Source organism: Streptomyces sp. SAI-170, assembly GCF_049739565.1.
Taxonomy (GTDB): domain Bacteria; phylum Actinomycetota; class Actinomycetes; order Streptomycetales; family Streptomycetaceae; genus Streptomyces.
On the sequence record NZ_JBMGQD010000001.1, the window covers coordinates 5,066,648 to 5,080,734 of the forward strand.

A 14,087-nucleotide genomic window follows, 5' to 3' on the forward strand; every position below is an offset into this window, starting at 1 on the left:
TCTTGTGCGGGTGATCGTCTGTGCTCGAACACGGTTGCGGGTGGCTGGAACTGACCGTTTCGGTGGACCAACGCCGCAGCCGGAGAGCGAATTTGGGGGAAGCATGTCCCAGTCGGGGACCGGCTCCGGGCTGTCGCGGCGCAAGCGTGCCGTGGCGGCCCTGGCGACGGGTGCCGTGGTGCTCGCGGGCGCCGCCGTGTGGACTTCCACGTTCGTGAAGTCGCCGGCCCAGGCCGCCGCCGACGCGGGTCCGCCCGCCCCGGACGTGCTCACCGCGCCCGTCGAGCGACGTGTGCTCGCCGACACCGTGGTCACCCGCGGGATCGTCGCCGCCTCGCAGACCGTCGACCTGGCGCCGGCCGGCATCGCGGCCGACGGTTCGGCCGCGCCCGTCGTCACCAAGGTGATGGTGCGCTCCGGGCAGACCTTCCAGGCCGGCCGCGTGCTGGCCGAGGTCTCCGGCCGGCCCGTCTTCGCCCTGCCCGGCACCCTCCCCGTCTACCGGGACCTGAAGCCGGGCACCCAGGGCGACGACGTACGCCAGCTCCAGCAGGCCCTGCGCACCCTCGGCCACGACCCCGGCTCCGACGCGGCCGGCACCTACGGCCCCGGGACCAAGCAGGCGGTCGCCGCGCTGTACGCCGCCATCGGCTACGAGCCCGTCGTCGCCGGCGGCGGCCAGGGCGGCGAGGACCCCGTCGAAGCGGCTCGCGACCAGGTCAAGCAGGCCCAGCGCCGACTCGACGCACTGCTCCGGCAGGACAGCGGCAGCGCGTCCGGCGACGACGGCAAGAGCGCCGACGACCAGACCGCCGACGGCAAGAGCGCCGATGGCAAGAGCGCCGACGGCAAGACCGCCGCCGACACCGGGCACGCCGACGACGTCCGGTACGCCCGGGAGGACCTGGCCGAGGCCGAGGACGACCTGGAGCAGGCCGAAGCCGTCTCCGGCGCCATGGTGCCCGCCTCCGAGGTCGTCTTCCTCAGCGGCTTCCCGGCCCGCGTCGACACCATGAACGCCAAGGTCGGCAGCGAGGTCGGCGAGAAGCTCGCCACCCTCTCCGCTGGCCGGCTGGTGGTCAGGGGCGCTCTCGGCGCCCATGAGAAGGACCTGGTACGTCCCGGCCAGAAGGTCGAGGTGCTCTCCGAGGTCTACGGCGACCAGGTCACCGGCACGGTCGCCTCGGTGGCCGACACCCCCGCGGCGCCCGAGGGCGAGGGGGCCGACGCGGCCGCCGCCTCCGCGGGCCAGGGATACACGGTCGTCGTCCGGCCCGACTCCGCGCTCGCCGCCCGCCTCGCCGGACAGGACGTGCGCCTGACCATCGAGGCCGCCACGACCGGCCGCAAGGTGCTCGTCGTGCCCGTCTCCGCGCTCTCCGCCGGTGCCGACTCCCGCACCACCGTCACCGTCCTGGAACGGTCCGGCGAACGCCGCCGCGTCGAGGTCCGCGCCGGCACCTCCGGCGACGGCTACACCGAGATCACGCCCCTGCGCGGCGCCCGGCTCACCGCCGGCGACAAGGTCGTCGTCGGGATCGCGCGGTGACCCGATCCGTCCTGGCGCGGCTGCGCCGGGCGCGGGCGGCGCACCTCGCGGCGCCCGCCCCCGAGACGTCCGCCGCACCCGTCGTCGAGTTCCGCCGGGTCGCCCTCACCTACCCCGGCCCGCCGCCGGTCGAGGCGCTCAAGCCCTGCGACCTGACCATCGAGCGGGGCGACTACGTCACCGTGGTGGGCCCCTCCGGCTCCGGCAAGTCCACCTTCCTGAACATCGCGGGCCTGCTCGACGCGCCCACCGAGGGCAGCTACCTCCTGGACGGCATCGACACCGCGCGGCTCAGCGACGCCGACCGCACCGGCATGCGGGGACGGCGGATCGGGTTCGTCTTCCAGAGCTTCCATCTGCTGCCGCACCGCTCGGCGCTGGAGAACGTCACCCTCGCCATGCTCTACGACCCCGCGAACCGGGGGGAGCGCGCCGAACGGGCCCGGGAGGCGCTGCGCCGCGTCGGCCTCGCCCACCGCACCGAGGCGCTGCCCACCCGGCTCTCCGGCGGCGAACGCCAGCGCGTCGCCATCGCCCGCGCCCTGGTCGCCCGCCCCTCCCTGCTGCTGTGCGACGAGCCGACCGGCAACCTCGACACGGCCACCGCCGAGTCGATCCTGACCCTGCTGGACGAACTGCACTCCGACGGCATGACCCTCGTCGTCATCACGCACGACCCGGGCGTCGCCGCGCGCGGCCGGCGTACCGTCGCCATCCGCGACGGCGTGCTCACCGAGCAGGCGGTGGTCGCCGCGTGAAGGTCCGCATACCCGGCCGCGAGAGCCGTACGAGGCTGCTCCGCCTCGGCCGCAGGAGCCGTACGGCACCTGCCGACCGGTCCCGGCTCGGCGCGCGCGACCTGGTGTCGGAGTCGGCCGCCGGCATCCTGCAGCGCCCGGCGCGCTCGGCGCTCACCGCGCTCGGCACCGTCCTCGGCGTGGGCACCTTCGTCGCCGTCCTCGGGCTGACCGCCACCACGTCGTCGCAGATCGACTCCCGGTTCAACGCGCTCACGGCCACCGAGGTGACCGTCGAGGACACCGGCGGCGACCGGCCCGACCTGCTGGCCAACGCGTTCCCGGCGGACGCCGACGCGCGGATCGGGGCGCTCAACGGCGTCCGCGACGCGGGCGTGTACTGGCCGGTCCGGCTGAACCCCGAGGACCTGGTCTCCGCGGCGCCGCCCGGGGCCGGGACGCGCGGCGAACGCACCCAGGTGGTCGCGGCGTCCCCCGGCGTCCTCGCCGCGGCGGGGCCGCGCCTGGAACAGGGACGCACCTTCGACGCGTACCACAACCGGCGGGGCGAGAACGTGGCCGTGATCGGCTCGGGCCTGGCCGACCGGCTCGGCATCACCACCCTGGAGACCGCCCCGGCGGTGTTCGTCGGCGACCATGCCTTCACGGTCATCGGCATCGTCGAGGACGTCGAGCGCAAGGCGGACCTGCTGCTGTCGGTGGTGGTGCCGCGCACCGCGGCCGAGCGGATCTGGGGCGGCCCGGAGGGCGGGGAGCGGGCCAAGATGCTCATCTCCACCGACCTGGGCGCCGCCCGGCAGATCGCCTCCGAGGCGGCACTGGCGCTCGACCCCGCCCACCCCGAGCACTTCCGGGCCGTGCCGCCGCCCGACCCGCGGAGCCTGCGCGGCAGCGTCACCTCCGACCTCGACGAGCTGTTCATGCTGCTGGCCGGGATCTGCCTGGTGATCGGCGCGGTCGGCATCGCGAACACCACGCTGGTGGCGGTCCTGGAGCGTACCGGGGAGATCGGACTGCGCCGGGCCCTCGGTGCCCGCGGCCGGCACATCACCGCGCAGTTCCTGGCCGAGTCCGGTGCGCTGGGCGCGCTCGGCGGGCTGGTCGGCACCAGCCTCGGCGCCGTCACGGTGGTCGCGCTGGCGGTCGTACGCGACTGGACGCCGGTGATCCACCCGGCCACCGTCGTCACCGCCCCGGCGGTCGGCCTGGTCACCGGGCTGCTCGCGGGCCTGTACCCGGCGTGGCGCGCCAGCCGGATCCAGCCCGCGGAAGCGCTGCGGCGCTGACCGCCCCCGTGCCCGCCCTGGTCCCTCCGGTTCTCCACATGGTTCGGCAAGGAAGTGACGTGCGAAAGACGACAGCGACCGTGATGCTCGCAGGCACCCTGCTCCTCGCGGGCTGCTCCGGTGACGGCGACGGCGACGGCACCTCCGCGCCCCCGCGGCCGGACAACTCCGTGGCGCCCGCGTCGTCCAGCCTCACCGCCGGTCTGGCCCTGCCGGTGGAGGGCTACATGTTCTCCGAGGCCGAGATGGGCCAGCTGACCCGCGCGATGAGCACCCTCACCCAGCGCTGCATGGAACGCGCGGGCTTCGACTACCGCCCGCAAGCGGACGCCGGGGGGCCGGACATCGGGGTGCTGGACCGCCGCTACGGCATCGCCAACACCTACACCGCCCAGGTCTACGGCTACCACTTCCCGGTCCCCGCGGCGGAGCAGGAGAGCGCGGCCAAGTCGCTCAGCCCGGCCGGGCGGGTGGCCCTGGTCGGCAAGCCGATGACCGACGGCACCCTCGACCCCGACGGCGGCTGCGTCGGCGAGGCCAAGCGCCGACTGGCGGGCGACGAGGCCGAGTTCGGGCCGGACGACAAGGCCCGCCAGCTGAACATGGAGAGCTACGCCCGCAGCCAGAAGGACCCGCGCGTGCTGGCCGTCTTCCGCGACTGGTCGGCGTGCATGGCCGGGCGGGGCTACCGCTACGCCTCGCCGATGGACGCCATCGACGACCCCGCGTTCGCGACGAAGCAGGCGAGCGGCACCGAGATTTCGACGGCCAGAGCGGACGTCGAATGCAAGAAGAAGACCGGACTCGTGCGGACCTGGTTCGACGTCGAGTCCGGATGGCAGCGCGAGCGCATCGAGCAGGACGCCGAGGACCTCGCCGAGGTCAAGCGGCACAAGACCGACCAGCTCAAGCGGGCCGCCGCCGAGCTGGGCGAGTCCTCCTGACCGGCACCCGCGGCCGTTCCACCCCCCACCCCCACCCCCCATACAGAGGAAAGAAGGGACACCCTCCCATGCGTATGCGCACCTCGGCCCTCGCGGCCGCCCTGGCCGCCGCCGGCACCCTCGGGATGCTGGTCACCGCCGCTCCCGCCCAGGCCGACGACATCCCGGACGGCCTGTGCGGCGGCGTCATCGACGTCGACTACTGCCTCTGGTACAACTCCAACCAGCTCGGCGGCTGGACGGCCACCTACGAGAACATCGCCAACTGGGGCGGCACCTACCCCTGGCGCTTCACCGACGGCGGCCAGGGCACGGCCGGTGTCGGCCAGGTCGTGAAGAACAACGCCGCGTCCTACGCCAACAGCCACGACAGCAAGACCGGCCTGTCCTACTTCAACTCCAACTACGCCGGGGCCTACGACGTCGCCCCGCCGCGCGACAAGGGCAACCTCGTCAACACGTACAACAACAACGCGTCCTTCCGCTGGCGCTGAACCCCTGGGGGATGATGATGCGCATGCGTGCAGTGCTGGCGGCCGGCGGTGTCCTCGCCGCCGGTGTCGTCGGCTCCCTGGCCACGGCCGTGCCCGCTCAGGCGGCCATGTCCGACATCTGTGGCGGCCGGTTCGGCAACGAGTTCTGCCTCTACTACAACTCGTACCAGAAGGGCGGCGCCGCGGGTGCGACGTCCGACGTCGCCAACTGGGACAACTTCGGCGGCACCGGCTACCCGCTGAACTTCGCCGACTGGGGTCTGGGCACGGCCGGCGTCGGTCAGCACGTCAAGAACAACGCCGCGTCCTACGCCAACAGCGCCTGGAGCAAGACCGGGGCGTCGTACTACAACTCCAACTTCTCCGGTGCGTACGACCTGGCGGCCCCCCAGACCAAGGGGCAGCTGGTGAACACGTACAACGAGAACGCGTCCTTCCGCTGGCGCTGAAGAGTCACAGCGCCTCCAGAACGACAAGAACGCTCGGCCGGGACGTCCCGGCCGAGCGTTCTCGTCATGGCATCAGCCGCAGGAGTGCGGCCCGATCTGGCCGACGTACGCCTGGGTGCCGCCCGGGCTGTACACGTCGAGCATCTCGACCACGCAGGTGCCGGGCGCCTTGATGCGCACCGGGCCGGCGTAGCTGCTGAAGTTGCCCGAGTCCTCGTCGTAGGTGCCGTCGTTGGGCTCCCGGTAGATCGCCAGCGTGATCCAGCTGGGGGTCCCGGCCCAGGCGGACTTCACGAAGACGGAGCAGTTGTAGGTCCCGTCGAAGTAGTCGTAGACGGTGCCCAGCTTGCTGCTGAAGCCGTTCCTGTTGCCGTACACGGCCTTCGAGTAGGACAGGTTGCCGGCGCAGCCGTAACCGGCGGCCGAGGCGGGCGCCGCGGTGACGACCGGCGCGACCACGCCGACGCCGACCAGCGTCGCGGCGGTGGCCATCCAGCGGGTGAGCTTGGTGAGCTTGCGCATGCTGTGGTTCCCCGTTCCGTAGGTCAGCCGCAGTTGTGCGGCGGAGCGGCCTGGCCGAAGAAGATCTGCGTGCCGCTGGGGTTGTCCATGATGAGCATCTCGCTCACGCACGAACCGGGGGCCTTGATCCGCACGGGACCCGCGTAGGAGGAGAAGGCGCCGGTGTCGTCGTCGAACGTGCCGTCGTCCTCCTTGTAGATGGAGAAGTTCATCTGGGTGGGCGTGCCCACGTACGCCGACTTCACGAACACCGAGCAGTTGTAGGTGCCGTCGTAGTACGACTGGACGGTGCCTATCTTGTTCGTGTAGCCGTTCCTGTTGGCGTACACCGACTTCGTGTAGACCAGGTTGCCGGCACAGCCGTAACCGGCGGCCGAGGCGGGCGCGGCGGTGACGACCGGCGCGACCACGGCGACCCCGACCAGCGTCGCGGCCGTGGCCACCCACTGGGTGACCTTCGAGAGCTTGCGCATGCTGGATTCCCCGATTCCGTCGATCAGCCGCAGTGGACGCCGTAGTCGATGCGCGTGTAGTTGGAGGCGGCGGCGCCGCCCCAGTCGATGCAGGAACCCTTGGCGTAGAGGTACACGGGGCCCGCGTAGTAGTTGTACGTGCCGCGGTCGTACTCGTTGTACTTCCACACGGTGTCGGTGCGGTGCAGGCGCAGACGGGCGTCCAGGATCATGGGGGTGCCCGGGGTGTCGCTCACGGTCACGACGCAGTTGTAGCCGGTGGAGCTGTTGTACGTGAGGAACGCGGTACCGTCGCCGACGTACTTGGAGTCGATGACGCCGTAGCCCGAGCCGCAGGCGCCGGTGTAGCTCGCGGCCGCGGCGGAGCCGGTGGCGGCGACGGTGCCCGCGACCGTGAGGCCGACGACGGCGGCGACAGAACCAAGTCGCTTGGAAACACGCATGTTTGAATCCGCATCAGGTCAGTTGGCTGAAACCTGATGATCATGGCAGTGGCGCGCCTCCCGGGCAACTTCGTTGTCACCAGCGATACGGCTCGTACACGTCCATGCACTTGCCGCTGTCCGCATCACCGTTGAGCGCGTCCGAGTTCTCCGGCAGGTCGCCCGCCTTGGGCTTGGACTGCTTCGGATACGTCGTGCCCTCGCGCCAGTCGCCGCCCACGACGACGGTCACGCCGGAGACGTCGGCCGACCTCTTGACCGAAGTGAGCGGAATCCCGAGCGACTTGGCGACCCGCTGCGCGTCGCCCTCCAGCTCGGCGCTGGGATAGCGCACCACGGTCCGCTCCTCGGTGTACGACCCGGAGGTGTCGGACGCCGCACGGGCGAAGCCCTGCTGCACAAGGGCCTGGGAGACGGTGTTCGCCCGGCCGTTGACCACGCCGAGCGAGAGGGTGTTGCCGGTGCGGCAGCCCGTCGTCTTGGTGTCCTGCCCCCCACGGGCTGCCGCGGCGTGCGCCGACTTCCAGGGCTTTCCGGCTTCGATGCCGCGGGTGTTCAAAGCTGTCGGCTCATGTTTTCGCGGGGCGGGTGGTGCGCATCAATCGCTGGCGATACGCACCCGCAGTTGGTGTAGCCTGAATCTGGAAAAGGGTACCGGATGATGTTGCTGCTGAGGATGCGCATGTCGGTCTCGTCCGCGATGCAATGAACTTCCCAAGACCGTCATCCATACCGTTGATCAAGACGTGTGAAAGACATGCGCAGTCGGGGGTCGGTACGACTCCGGATTTACTTGGAAGGCACGCGATGGATCAGCCGCAGTGGTCGTTCCATTTGACGTCCCAGAGGCCGGCGTAATAGGAGACGCCGCCTCCCCAGTCGATGCATCGGTTGGCTGCGTATACGTATACCGGGCCGGCATAGTAGCGGTACTGGCCGCTGTCACTGATCCAGTCGCCACCCGATACCTCGATTTCGGCGCCGACCCACCGAGTCGCGCCGGTGTTGTTCATGGTGACAACACAGTTGTAGCCGTTGGAGCTGTTGTAGGTGAGATATGTGGTGCCCTCAGTGTTCGTGCCGCCAACCCGCATGGAGTCGATGACAGAATATCCGCTGCCGCAGGCGCCGTTGTAACCTGCGGCCTGCGCCGGAGTCGCGGTGACAACGAGGCCGGCGACGGTCAGGGCCAGTGCCGCAGCACACCCTGCGATTCTATTGCGTGTGATCATCTCGGGTTTCTCTCAGGATAGTTGCTGATCATGAGCGCGGTCACAGCCGCTACGCAGGAAGACGATCATTCCCGTGTGGCTGACGGTTAAACAACTGTCATCCGCAATAGGGATTGAAGTCCTGATGTGGCACAAGTTTCAGCTCGTTGACAATGTGTGGAAGGAGGGCCTGCGTAGCTCGCCGTTCCTGCTCGACCGATGACCACGCTACGGGTGCCGCAGTCCATGCATTGCGCTCGTGCAGCAGTTGAAGTGAGTGCATCCGAGGGCTGGTAGCTGCCCCGTTCGTCCAACAGTCGACGTGAATCCGAACTTGACGCTGTAGGGAGAACCGTGCTCCGTAGCCGCGAGGCAGGGACGGGTTCCGTTTACTGTCCATGTATCGTCGGCAAAGAGGCGGGCACACCTGGTGCCATCAACTGCAGTTGTGCTTCCCGTAGTTGTAGGCTTGGGCGATATTGCGGCCAGCAGTGTCCCACATGTCGACCTCCTCCCAGATGCACGAGTTGACGGCTTTCACTTTCACAGGGCCCGCGTAGTACGAGAAGTAGCCACTGTCCGTGTCCTCGCCGTAGTTGGACCAGAGGGTGAGTTCCATGCGAGTGCTGGTGCCCACGAAGACCTTCTTCACGGCGACCTCACAGTTGTAGGTGCCATCCCAGTAGGCATAGATGTGGGCAACGACCGTGTTCGAGTAAGAGTCCACGCCCTTGGCGTCGGCCGAGTAGACGAGGTCGCCGTTGCAGCCGTAGCCGCCAGCGCTCGCATTGGAAACCGGACCGAGGATGGTGGCCGCTGCGGCAATGCCGAAGACGGTCAGGACGCGGGAAAGCTTGCCGGGCACTTCCTATCTCCTGTCTGTGGAAGCTTGGTCGCTTCAGATCCTCTCCTCTATGTCAGAGGCATGTCAGTCGATTAGTCGTTCGAATGTCGTGATGCTCATCACATGACTGGTCGTCAAGTTTGATGAGGGGTCGGGAGTTGGGGGGTGTGGTGCGCGTACTGACTTTCAAAGCGTGATGTCGTCATGGTGAGGCGAGTGCCAGTCCAGTTCCGGTGAGACAGCCGTCAAGGACGTCGTGACGGTACTGGAGCTGACGTAGGCCCCGCCGGACAGCGGTGATCAGGTCGTGTGGGTCGGCGAAGGCGCGGTTGGTGGTGGTGCGCCGTAGTACCGACCAGATGCCTTCGACGGGGTTGCGCTCCGGTGTGTAGGCCGGGAGTTGGTAGACGGTGAGCCAGTCGCGTTCGGCGATGCAGCGGCGCATCCCGGCCGTCGGGTGGGTGTTCAAGTTGTCCCAGACCAGCACGATCGGGCCGCCGAGCTGCTGGTGGGCGCTCTGGATGAGGTCGCGGCAGTCCTTCCAGGAGAAGCTCTTGCGTCCGTCGGGCCGGGCGTCGGGGCAGGGCCTGTAGATCAGCCGGGAGCGTTCGCCGGCTTTGTAGCAGGCCAGGGCTGCGACGGATAAGCGGCGGCGTGAGCGGCCCCGCACGCGGACCGCAGGGGGGCGGCCGCGGAGGGACCAGGTGCGGGCGGTCGGCGGCGTCATCGAGAAACCGGCTTCGTCCCCGAAGACGAGCCAGGCCCCGAGCGCCGCCACGGTCCTTCCACCTGGGGCCAGGTCTCCTTCACCCATTCTGCCGCCGCTGCCTCGTCCCGCTCCACCGCTTGGCGGGCCGGCACCTGGCAGCTCCATCCATGCCGCTTGAGCAGTGCGGCAACGCCCTGGACGGTGTAGCTCTTGTGGAACCGGCGCCCGATGAGCGTCTTGATCCGTGACAGGGTCCAGGTTTGGTCCGGCCAGCCGCGCACCACCGGCCCCTTGGCCAGCTCCCGCTCCAGTACGGTGCAAAGCCCGTCACTGAGCAGTGGCAATGAGGCAGGCCCCTTTGGAGGCCAAAGCTCTCGGCCCGCCCTGGGACCAGGCCCTGCGCCAACGCTGTACCGACCGGACGCTGACCCGCACGTCGCGCGCGATGCCCGCGTTCTCGCCTTCTTGGACGAACCGCTCGGCCGCCTCCATCCTCAACCTCGCGCGGAAAGCTTGCCGCTCGTCGGTCAGCCCGCCCCCCTGCGCATACCTCATGCAGTCGGCATACCGCAGGGATCATGGGCCGTCAGCCCCTCCGACACCACGCTTTGAAGCTCAGTAGGCATGAGGAGGCTTGCCGGGCTGGGGTGCGCCACAGACTCGGTGGTCGCGAGGCACACATGTGGACGATCATCACGCACTGATCTTCCATCAAAAAGCCGCAAGTCGCCTCCCGTTCGCGTCAGGCCCCCTTCGCGCGATCGGCGTCTCACCAGCGATAGGGCTTGTACACGCTCATGCACTGGCCGCTGTCTGCGCCGTTCACCGCGTCGGAGTTCGACGGAAGATCGCCCTCCTCGATTTTCGGATACTCCGTACCGTCTCGCCAGTCGCTCCCCACGACGACTGTGACACCGGTGACGTCGGAGGACTTCTTCACCTGCTTCAGCGGGATCCCGAGGGACTTGGCGACCCGCTGGGCGTCGCCCTCCAGATCGGCGCTGGGGTAGCGCACCACGGTCCGCTCCTCGGCGTACGACCCCGAGGTGTCGGCCGCCGCACGGGCGAAGCCCTGCTGCACCAGGGCCTGCGTCACTGTGTTCGCGCGACCGTTGACCACGCCGAGCGAGTCGGACCGGGTGGCGTTCTGCACCAGCACCCCGATCTCGGCGTCGGGGGCGGCCGGGTCCGCGGACACCTTCTCCTTCGGCTTGTCGCTCGACGGCTTGCCCGTGCCGTTCTTGTCGAAGGGCACGTCGTCGCGGAGCATCGCCCACATCTTCTCGGCGTCGGCACCGGCCGGGATCACGTGGTTGCGGTCCAGCGGGTCCTGGACGCTCGGCATCGTCGTCATGGTGATGCGGTTCGTCGGCACCGACTTCAGCTGCATGCCCAGGTCGTACAGATGCTTGACCGAGGCGATCTCCTCGGAGACCTTCAGGGACGACGTGGCCGCCTCGGCCAGATCCATGAGCCGGCCCGTGTCCGTGAAGACGTTCTGGTCGCGCAGCTCCCGCATCATCGAGTTCATGTACATGTGCTGGGCCCTGGCCCGCAGCAGGTCGCTGCCCCAGGCGTGACGTGTCCGCAGCCACTGCAGGGCCTGCTTGCCCCTGACCTTGTGCGGGCCCTCCGTCATGTACAGGCCGGAGCCGCCGTCCCTGCCGGGCTTCGGGCGGTCGTCGACGTTCTGCCTCACACAGACCTCGACGCCGCCGATGGCGTCGGCCATCCTCACCACGCCGGCGAAGTCGATCGTCATCCAGTGGTCGATGTAGACGCCGGTCAGGTTCTGCCAGGTGGCCAGCGTGCAGCCGGCCCCGCCGTGTGCCAGCGACTCGTTGATGATGTCGTTGTCCGCCGCGAACTCCTCGCCGCTCTTCGGGTCCTTGCACTTGGGGATGTCGACCCGGGTGTCGCGCGGGATACTCACCACGGCGGCGCTCTTGCGGTCCGCGGACAGGTGGATCAGCATCTGCACATCGCCCAGCGGCGGGCTGTCGCGGTGGTCGCGGCTGCCGCCCAGCGCCACGTTCTCGTCGGAGGCACGGCTGTCGGACCCGATGAGCAGGATGTTCAGCGGGGTCTGCCCTGCGGCGTTCGGCGGGGTCTTCGTCGCCTTGGAGTCGCCGCTCTCGCGCTCGCCCCGCTGAATGTTGCCGTTCAGGTGGCGGTAGTACAGATAACCGGCGCCCGCCGTGCCCACTATGAGCACCGCGAGGGTCGTCGCGGACCACCTCAGCACCCGGTGCTTGCGCGGGGCCCGGCGTCTGCCGTGCCGGCGCAGCGCTGTGGCGTCCGTCGGCGGGCCGCCCTCGGCGTCCGGCTCACCGGCGTCCAGGACCGCCGCGGAGGTCCCCACCCCCGCGGCCGCGCCCTCTTCCTGCACGCTGTTCTTCGTCACGTCTGCGTCCTCCCCACCCCTGCGCCGTCGAACGGGCCTGCCGTTCGTCAAGTCAGACGCATGACAGGCCCGTTCGGTGGCGTTACGAATCTCAGCTGGCGCACTGCACCTTGTCTGCTGTGGTCTTGTCCTTCACGTCGATCTTCGCGGGACCCGTCAGCGGGATCCCCGCCCCCTTGAAGTCCTTGCCCAGGGTCAGCGTCATCGTCGGCAGCCCCTGGGCGTTGGTCACGCTCTTGCCCGGCTTCATCGCCGCACCGGACAGGCCCATCAGCGCGGCGAGGGCGCGGGCCTGGTCGGCCTGGTCGGGCGCGTACTCCAGGGTGGTCCTCGGCAGGTCGGCGGGCGCGTTGCCGCCGTTCTCCGACTTGTTGACGCCCTTCTCCAGCTGGAGCCAGTTGAGGGTGTCCTGCGCGGAGCCGTCGTCCGCACCGCCGTTGAGCACCCGCACCCGCACGTCGGAGGCCGGGGCCTTGGTGCCCTTCAGCCGGGCCGCGACGGCCGCCTTCTCCTGCTTCTGCTTCTGCTTGACGTCGGTGAAGGAGACGTCGTTCTTGATGGCGTCGAAGATCGGCGGCGCCTTGAACTCGTCGACGATGACGGTCACGTGGCGCGTGCCCTCGGCGGGGTTGTCCTTCACCGGCACCGTGGTGAAGGAGATGTTCTTCATCGGCACCTTCTTCAGCTCGAGGGCGATGTCCTTGAGCGTGCTGACCTTGCCGATGGCCTTGTCGACGGTGAGCGCGTTGGTGGCCGCCTCCGCCAGCTTCACGAGCTTGGTCGGGCTGGTGAGGGTGTCGCCGGAGGACATCTGCCGCATCAGCGAGGCCAGGAACTGCTGCTGCACCTTGATGCGGTCCAGGTCGCCCTCGTTGCCCCAGGCGTGCCGGGTCCGCACGAACGCCAGCGCCTGCTCGCCCTGGATCGTGGAGGGACCCTTGGGCAGCACCAGGCCGGACTTCTCGTCGTTCACCGCCTTCTCGACGCACACGTCGACGCCGCCCACGGCTGTGGTCAGGGTCTTGATGGCGTTGAAGTCGGCCATCATGAAGTGGTCCGGCTTGACGCCGGTCAGCTCGTGGACGGTACGCATCGTGCAGCCGGCGTCTCGGCCGCTGACGCCCAGGCTGTAACCGAAGCGGTCGTGGATGCCGGGGATCGTCTCGAAGGAGCCGTCGTCCTGCTTGGTGTCGCAGTCCGGGATGTCCACGATCATGTCCCGCGGGATGCTCAGCACGGTCGCGTTGGAGCGATCCTTGGCGACGTGCAGCAGCAGCGTGGTGTCGGCGTGCCCGGTGGTGTTCTCCCGGTCGCCGTAGCTCTCGTTGCCCTCGCCGGTGCGCTTGTCCGTGCCGATCAGCAGGATGTTGAAGGCCTCGTCCTTGCGGAAGCTGCTCGCGCCCGCGGTGCCGACGTCCGTCGTGTCGACGTTGCCCTCGAGGTGCTTGAGGTACAGATAGCCGGCTCCGGCGACCGCGACCAGGACCAGCGCCATGCTGCCGCCGGTCCACATCACGACCTTCTTGGCCTTGCCCGCCTTCTTCGCCGGACGCCGCCCACGACGTCCCGGCACCGGCTCCTCGGGTGCCGCACGGCGCCGGCGCGGCGGCGGCACATCGCGGCCGGGCGCCTCGGGTGCGCCGCGCCCCGGCGTGCCGGTACGGGAGCGGACCGCGCCCTCGGCACGGCGGGCGGCTCGGCGCGGGCCCGGTACGGCCGACTGTTGCGGTGCGGAATCACCCAGTCGCAGTTCGTATTCGCCGGTGTCCGGATTGAGTACCCACTGGTCTGCGGGGTCGATGTTGTCCGCCCGCCCACGGCCTTGCGCGTCCACGGTTGTCCGAATCCTCCGTCGGGGCCACGCGGCGCCTTCCCCCTCAAAGGCGCTCGGGTCTCGTACAAACAGTGCGCGACCCCGGACCGAGGACCGGTCGGACCTCTGAGCCGGGGGCACCGGAAGCGCTCACACTATCCGCCCAGTTCAGCGTGGGGCGACGACGG

At 69.4% G+C, this 14,087-nt stretch carries 14 protein-coding genes and 1 pseudogene; 6 read left to right on the top strand and 9 right to left on the bottom strand.

Going from position 1 to position 14,087, the window contains the following annotated elements; translation table 11 throughout:
- The first annotated feature begins 103 nt into the window (after positions 1 to 103).
- From RKD23_RS22710 to RKD23_RS22735, 6 genes are all read left to right on the top strand, one after another.
- Positions 104 to 1,549 carry a peptidoglycan-binding protein gene (locus RKD23_RS22710; RefSeq protein ID WP_424855335.1) on the top strand — a complete coding sequence of 482 codons (1,446 nt, stop codon included), beginning with the start codon at positions 104 to 106 and terminating at the stop codon, positions 1,547 to 1,549.
- A gap of 20 nt (positions 1,550 to 1,569) precedes the next feature.
- Positions 1,570 to 2,307: an ABC transporter ATP-binding protein gene (locus tag RKD23_RS22715; RefSeq protein WP_424858310.1), complete on the top strand. Its 738-nt coding sequence runs from the start codon at positions 1,570 to 1,572 to the stop codon at positions 2,305 to 2,307.
- Between the two features lie 35 nt (positions 2,308 to 2,342).
- Entirely contained in the window at positions 2,343 to 3,593 is a 1,251-nt protein-coding gene (locus RKD23_RS22720) for an ABC transporter permease (RefSeq protein ID WP_424858311.1), read from the top strand.
- 59 nt (positions 3,594 to 3,652) lie between these two features.
- Positions 3,653 to 4,537, top strand: coding sequence for a hypothetical protein (locus RKD23_RS22725; RefSeq protein WP_424855336.1), 885 nt, complete (start codon positions 3,653 to 3,655; stop codon positions 4,535 to 4,537).
- Between the two features lie 68 nt (positions 4,538 to 4,605).
- The gene (locus RKD23_RS22730; protein WP_424855337.1) at positions 4,606 to 5,031 is read left to right on the top strand and encodes a peptidase M23; all 426 of its coding nucleotides are present in this window, start codon (positions 4,606 to 4,608) and stop codon (positions 5,029 to 5,031) included.
- 23 nt (positions 5,032 to 5,054) lie between these two features.
- Entirely contained in the window at positions 5,055 to 5,480 is a 426-nt protein-coding gene (locus tag RKD23_RS22735; RefSeq protein WP_424855338.1) for a hypothetical protein, read from the top strand.
- Between the two features lie 72 nt (positions 5,481 to 5,552).
- Here the strand turns inward: RKD23_RS22735 and RKD23_RS22740 are convergent, their stop codons facing one another.
- The 9 genes and pseudogenes from RKD23_RS22740 to RKD23_RS22780 all read right to left on the bottom strand — a co-directional run bounded on the left by RKD23_RS22740 (position 5,553) and on the right by RKD23_RS22780 (position 13,920).
- Positions 5,553 to 6,002 carry a hypothetical protein gene (locus tag RKD23_RS22740; protein WP_424855339.1) on the bottom strand — a complete coding sequence of 150 codons (450 nt, stop codon included), beginning with the start codon at positions 6,000 to 6,002 and terminating at the stop codon, positions 5,553 to 5,555.
- A 23-nt stretch (positions 6,003 to 6,025) separates the two neighbouring features.
- On the bottom strand, positions 6,026 to 6,475 hold the full coding sequence (locus RKD23_RS22745) for a hypothetical protein (protein WP_404042130.1): 450 nt from the start codon (positions 6,473 to 6,475) through the stop codon (positions 6,026 to 6,028).
- 23 nt (positions 6,476 to 6,498) lie between these two features.
- Positions 6,499 to 6,918 (bottom strand): spore-associated protein A, encoded by a 420-nt coding sequence (locus RKD23_RS22750; protein WP_424855340.1) that lies wholly within the window; start codon positions 6,916 to 6,918, stop codon positions 6,499 to 6,501.
- A 76-nt stretch (positions 6,919 to 6,994) separates the two neighbouring features.
- Positions 6,995 to 7,477, bottom strand: a complete 483-nt coding sequence (locus tag RKD23_RS22755; RefSeq protein WP_424855341.1) for a LytR C-terminal domain-containing protein — start codon at positions 7,475 to 7,477, stop codon at positions 6,995 to 6,997.
- Between the two features lie 253 nt (positions 7,478 to 7,730).
- Positions 7,731 to 8,150 carry a spore-associated protein A gene (locus RKD23_RS22760; protein WP_424855342.1) on the bottom strand — a complete coding sequence of 140 codons (420 nt, stop codon included), beginning with the start codon at positions 8,148 to 8,150 and terminating at the stop codon, positions 7,731 to 7,733.
- Between the two features lie 415 nt (positions 8,151 to 8,565).
- The gene (locus RKD23_RS22765; RefSeq protein ID WP_424855343.1) at positions 8,566 to 8,994 is read right to left on the bottom strand and encodes a hypothetical protein; all 429 of its coding nucleotides are present in this window, start codon (positions 8,992 to 8,994) and stop codon (positions 8,566 to 8,568) included.
- A 181-nt stretch (positions 8,995 to 9,175) separates the two neighbouring features.
- Positions 9,176 to 10,237: pseudogene (locus tag RKD23_RS22770) on the bottom strand (IS630 family transposase).
- Between the two features lie 214 nt (positions 10,238 to 10,451).
- Entirely contained in the window at positions 10,452 to 11,924 is a 1,473-nt protein-coding gene (locus RKD23_RS22775; RefSeq protein WP_424858312.1) for an LCP family protein, read from the bottom strand.
- Between the two features lie 253 nt (positions 11,925 to 12,177).
- Positions 12,178 to 13,920, bottom strand: a complete 1,743-nt coding sequence (locus tag RKD23_RS22780; protein ID WP_424855344.1) for an LCP family protein — start codon at positions 13,918 to 13,920, stop codon at positions 12,178 to 12,180.
- Positions 13,921 to 14,087: the final 167 nt, after the last annotated feature.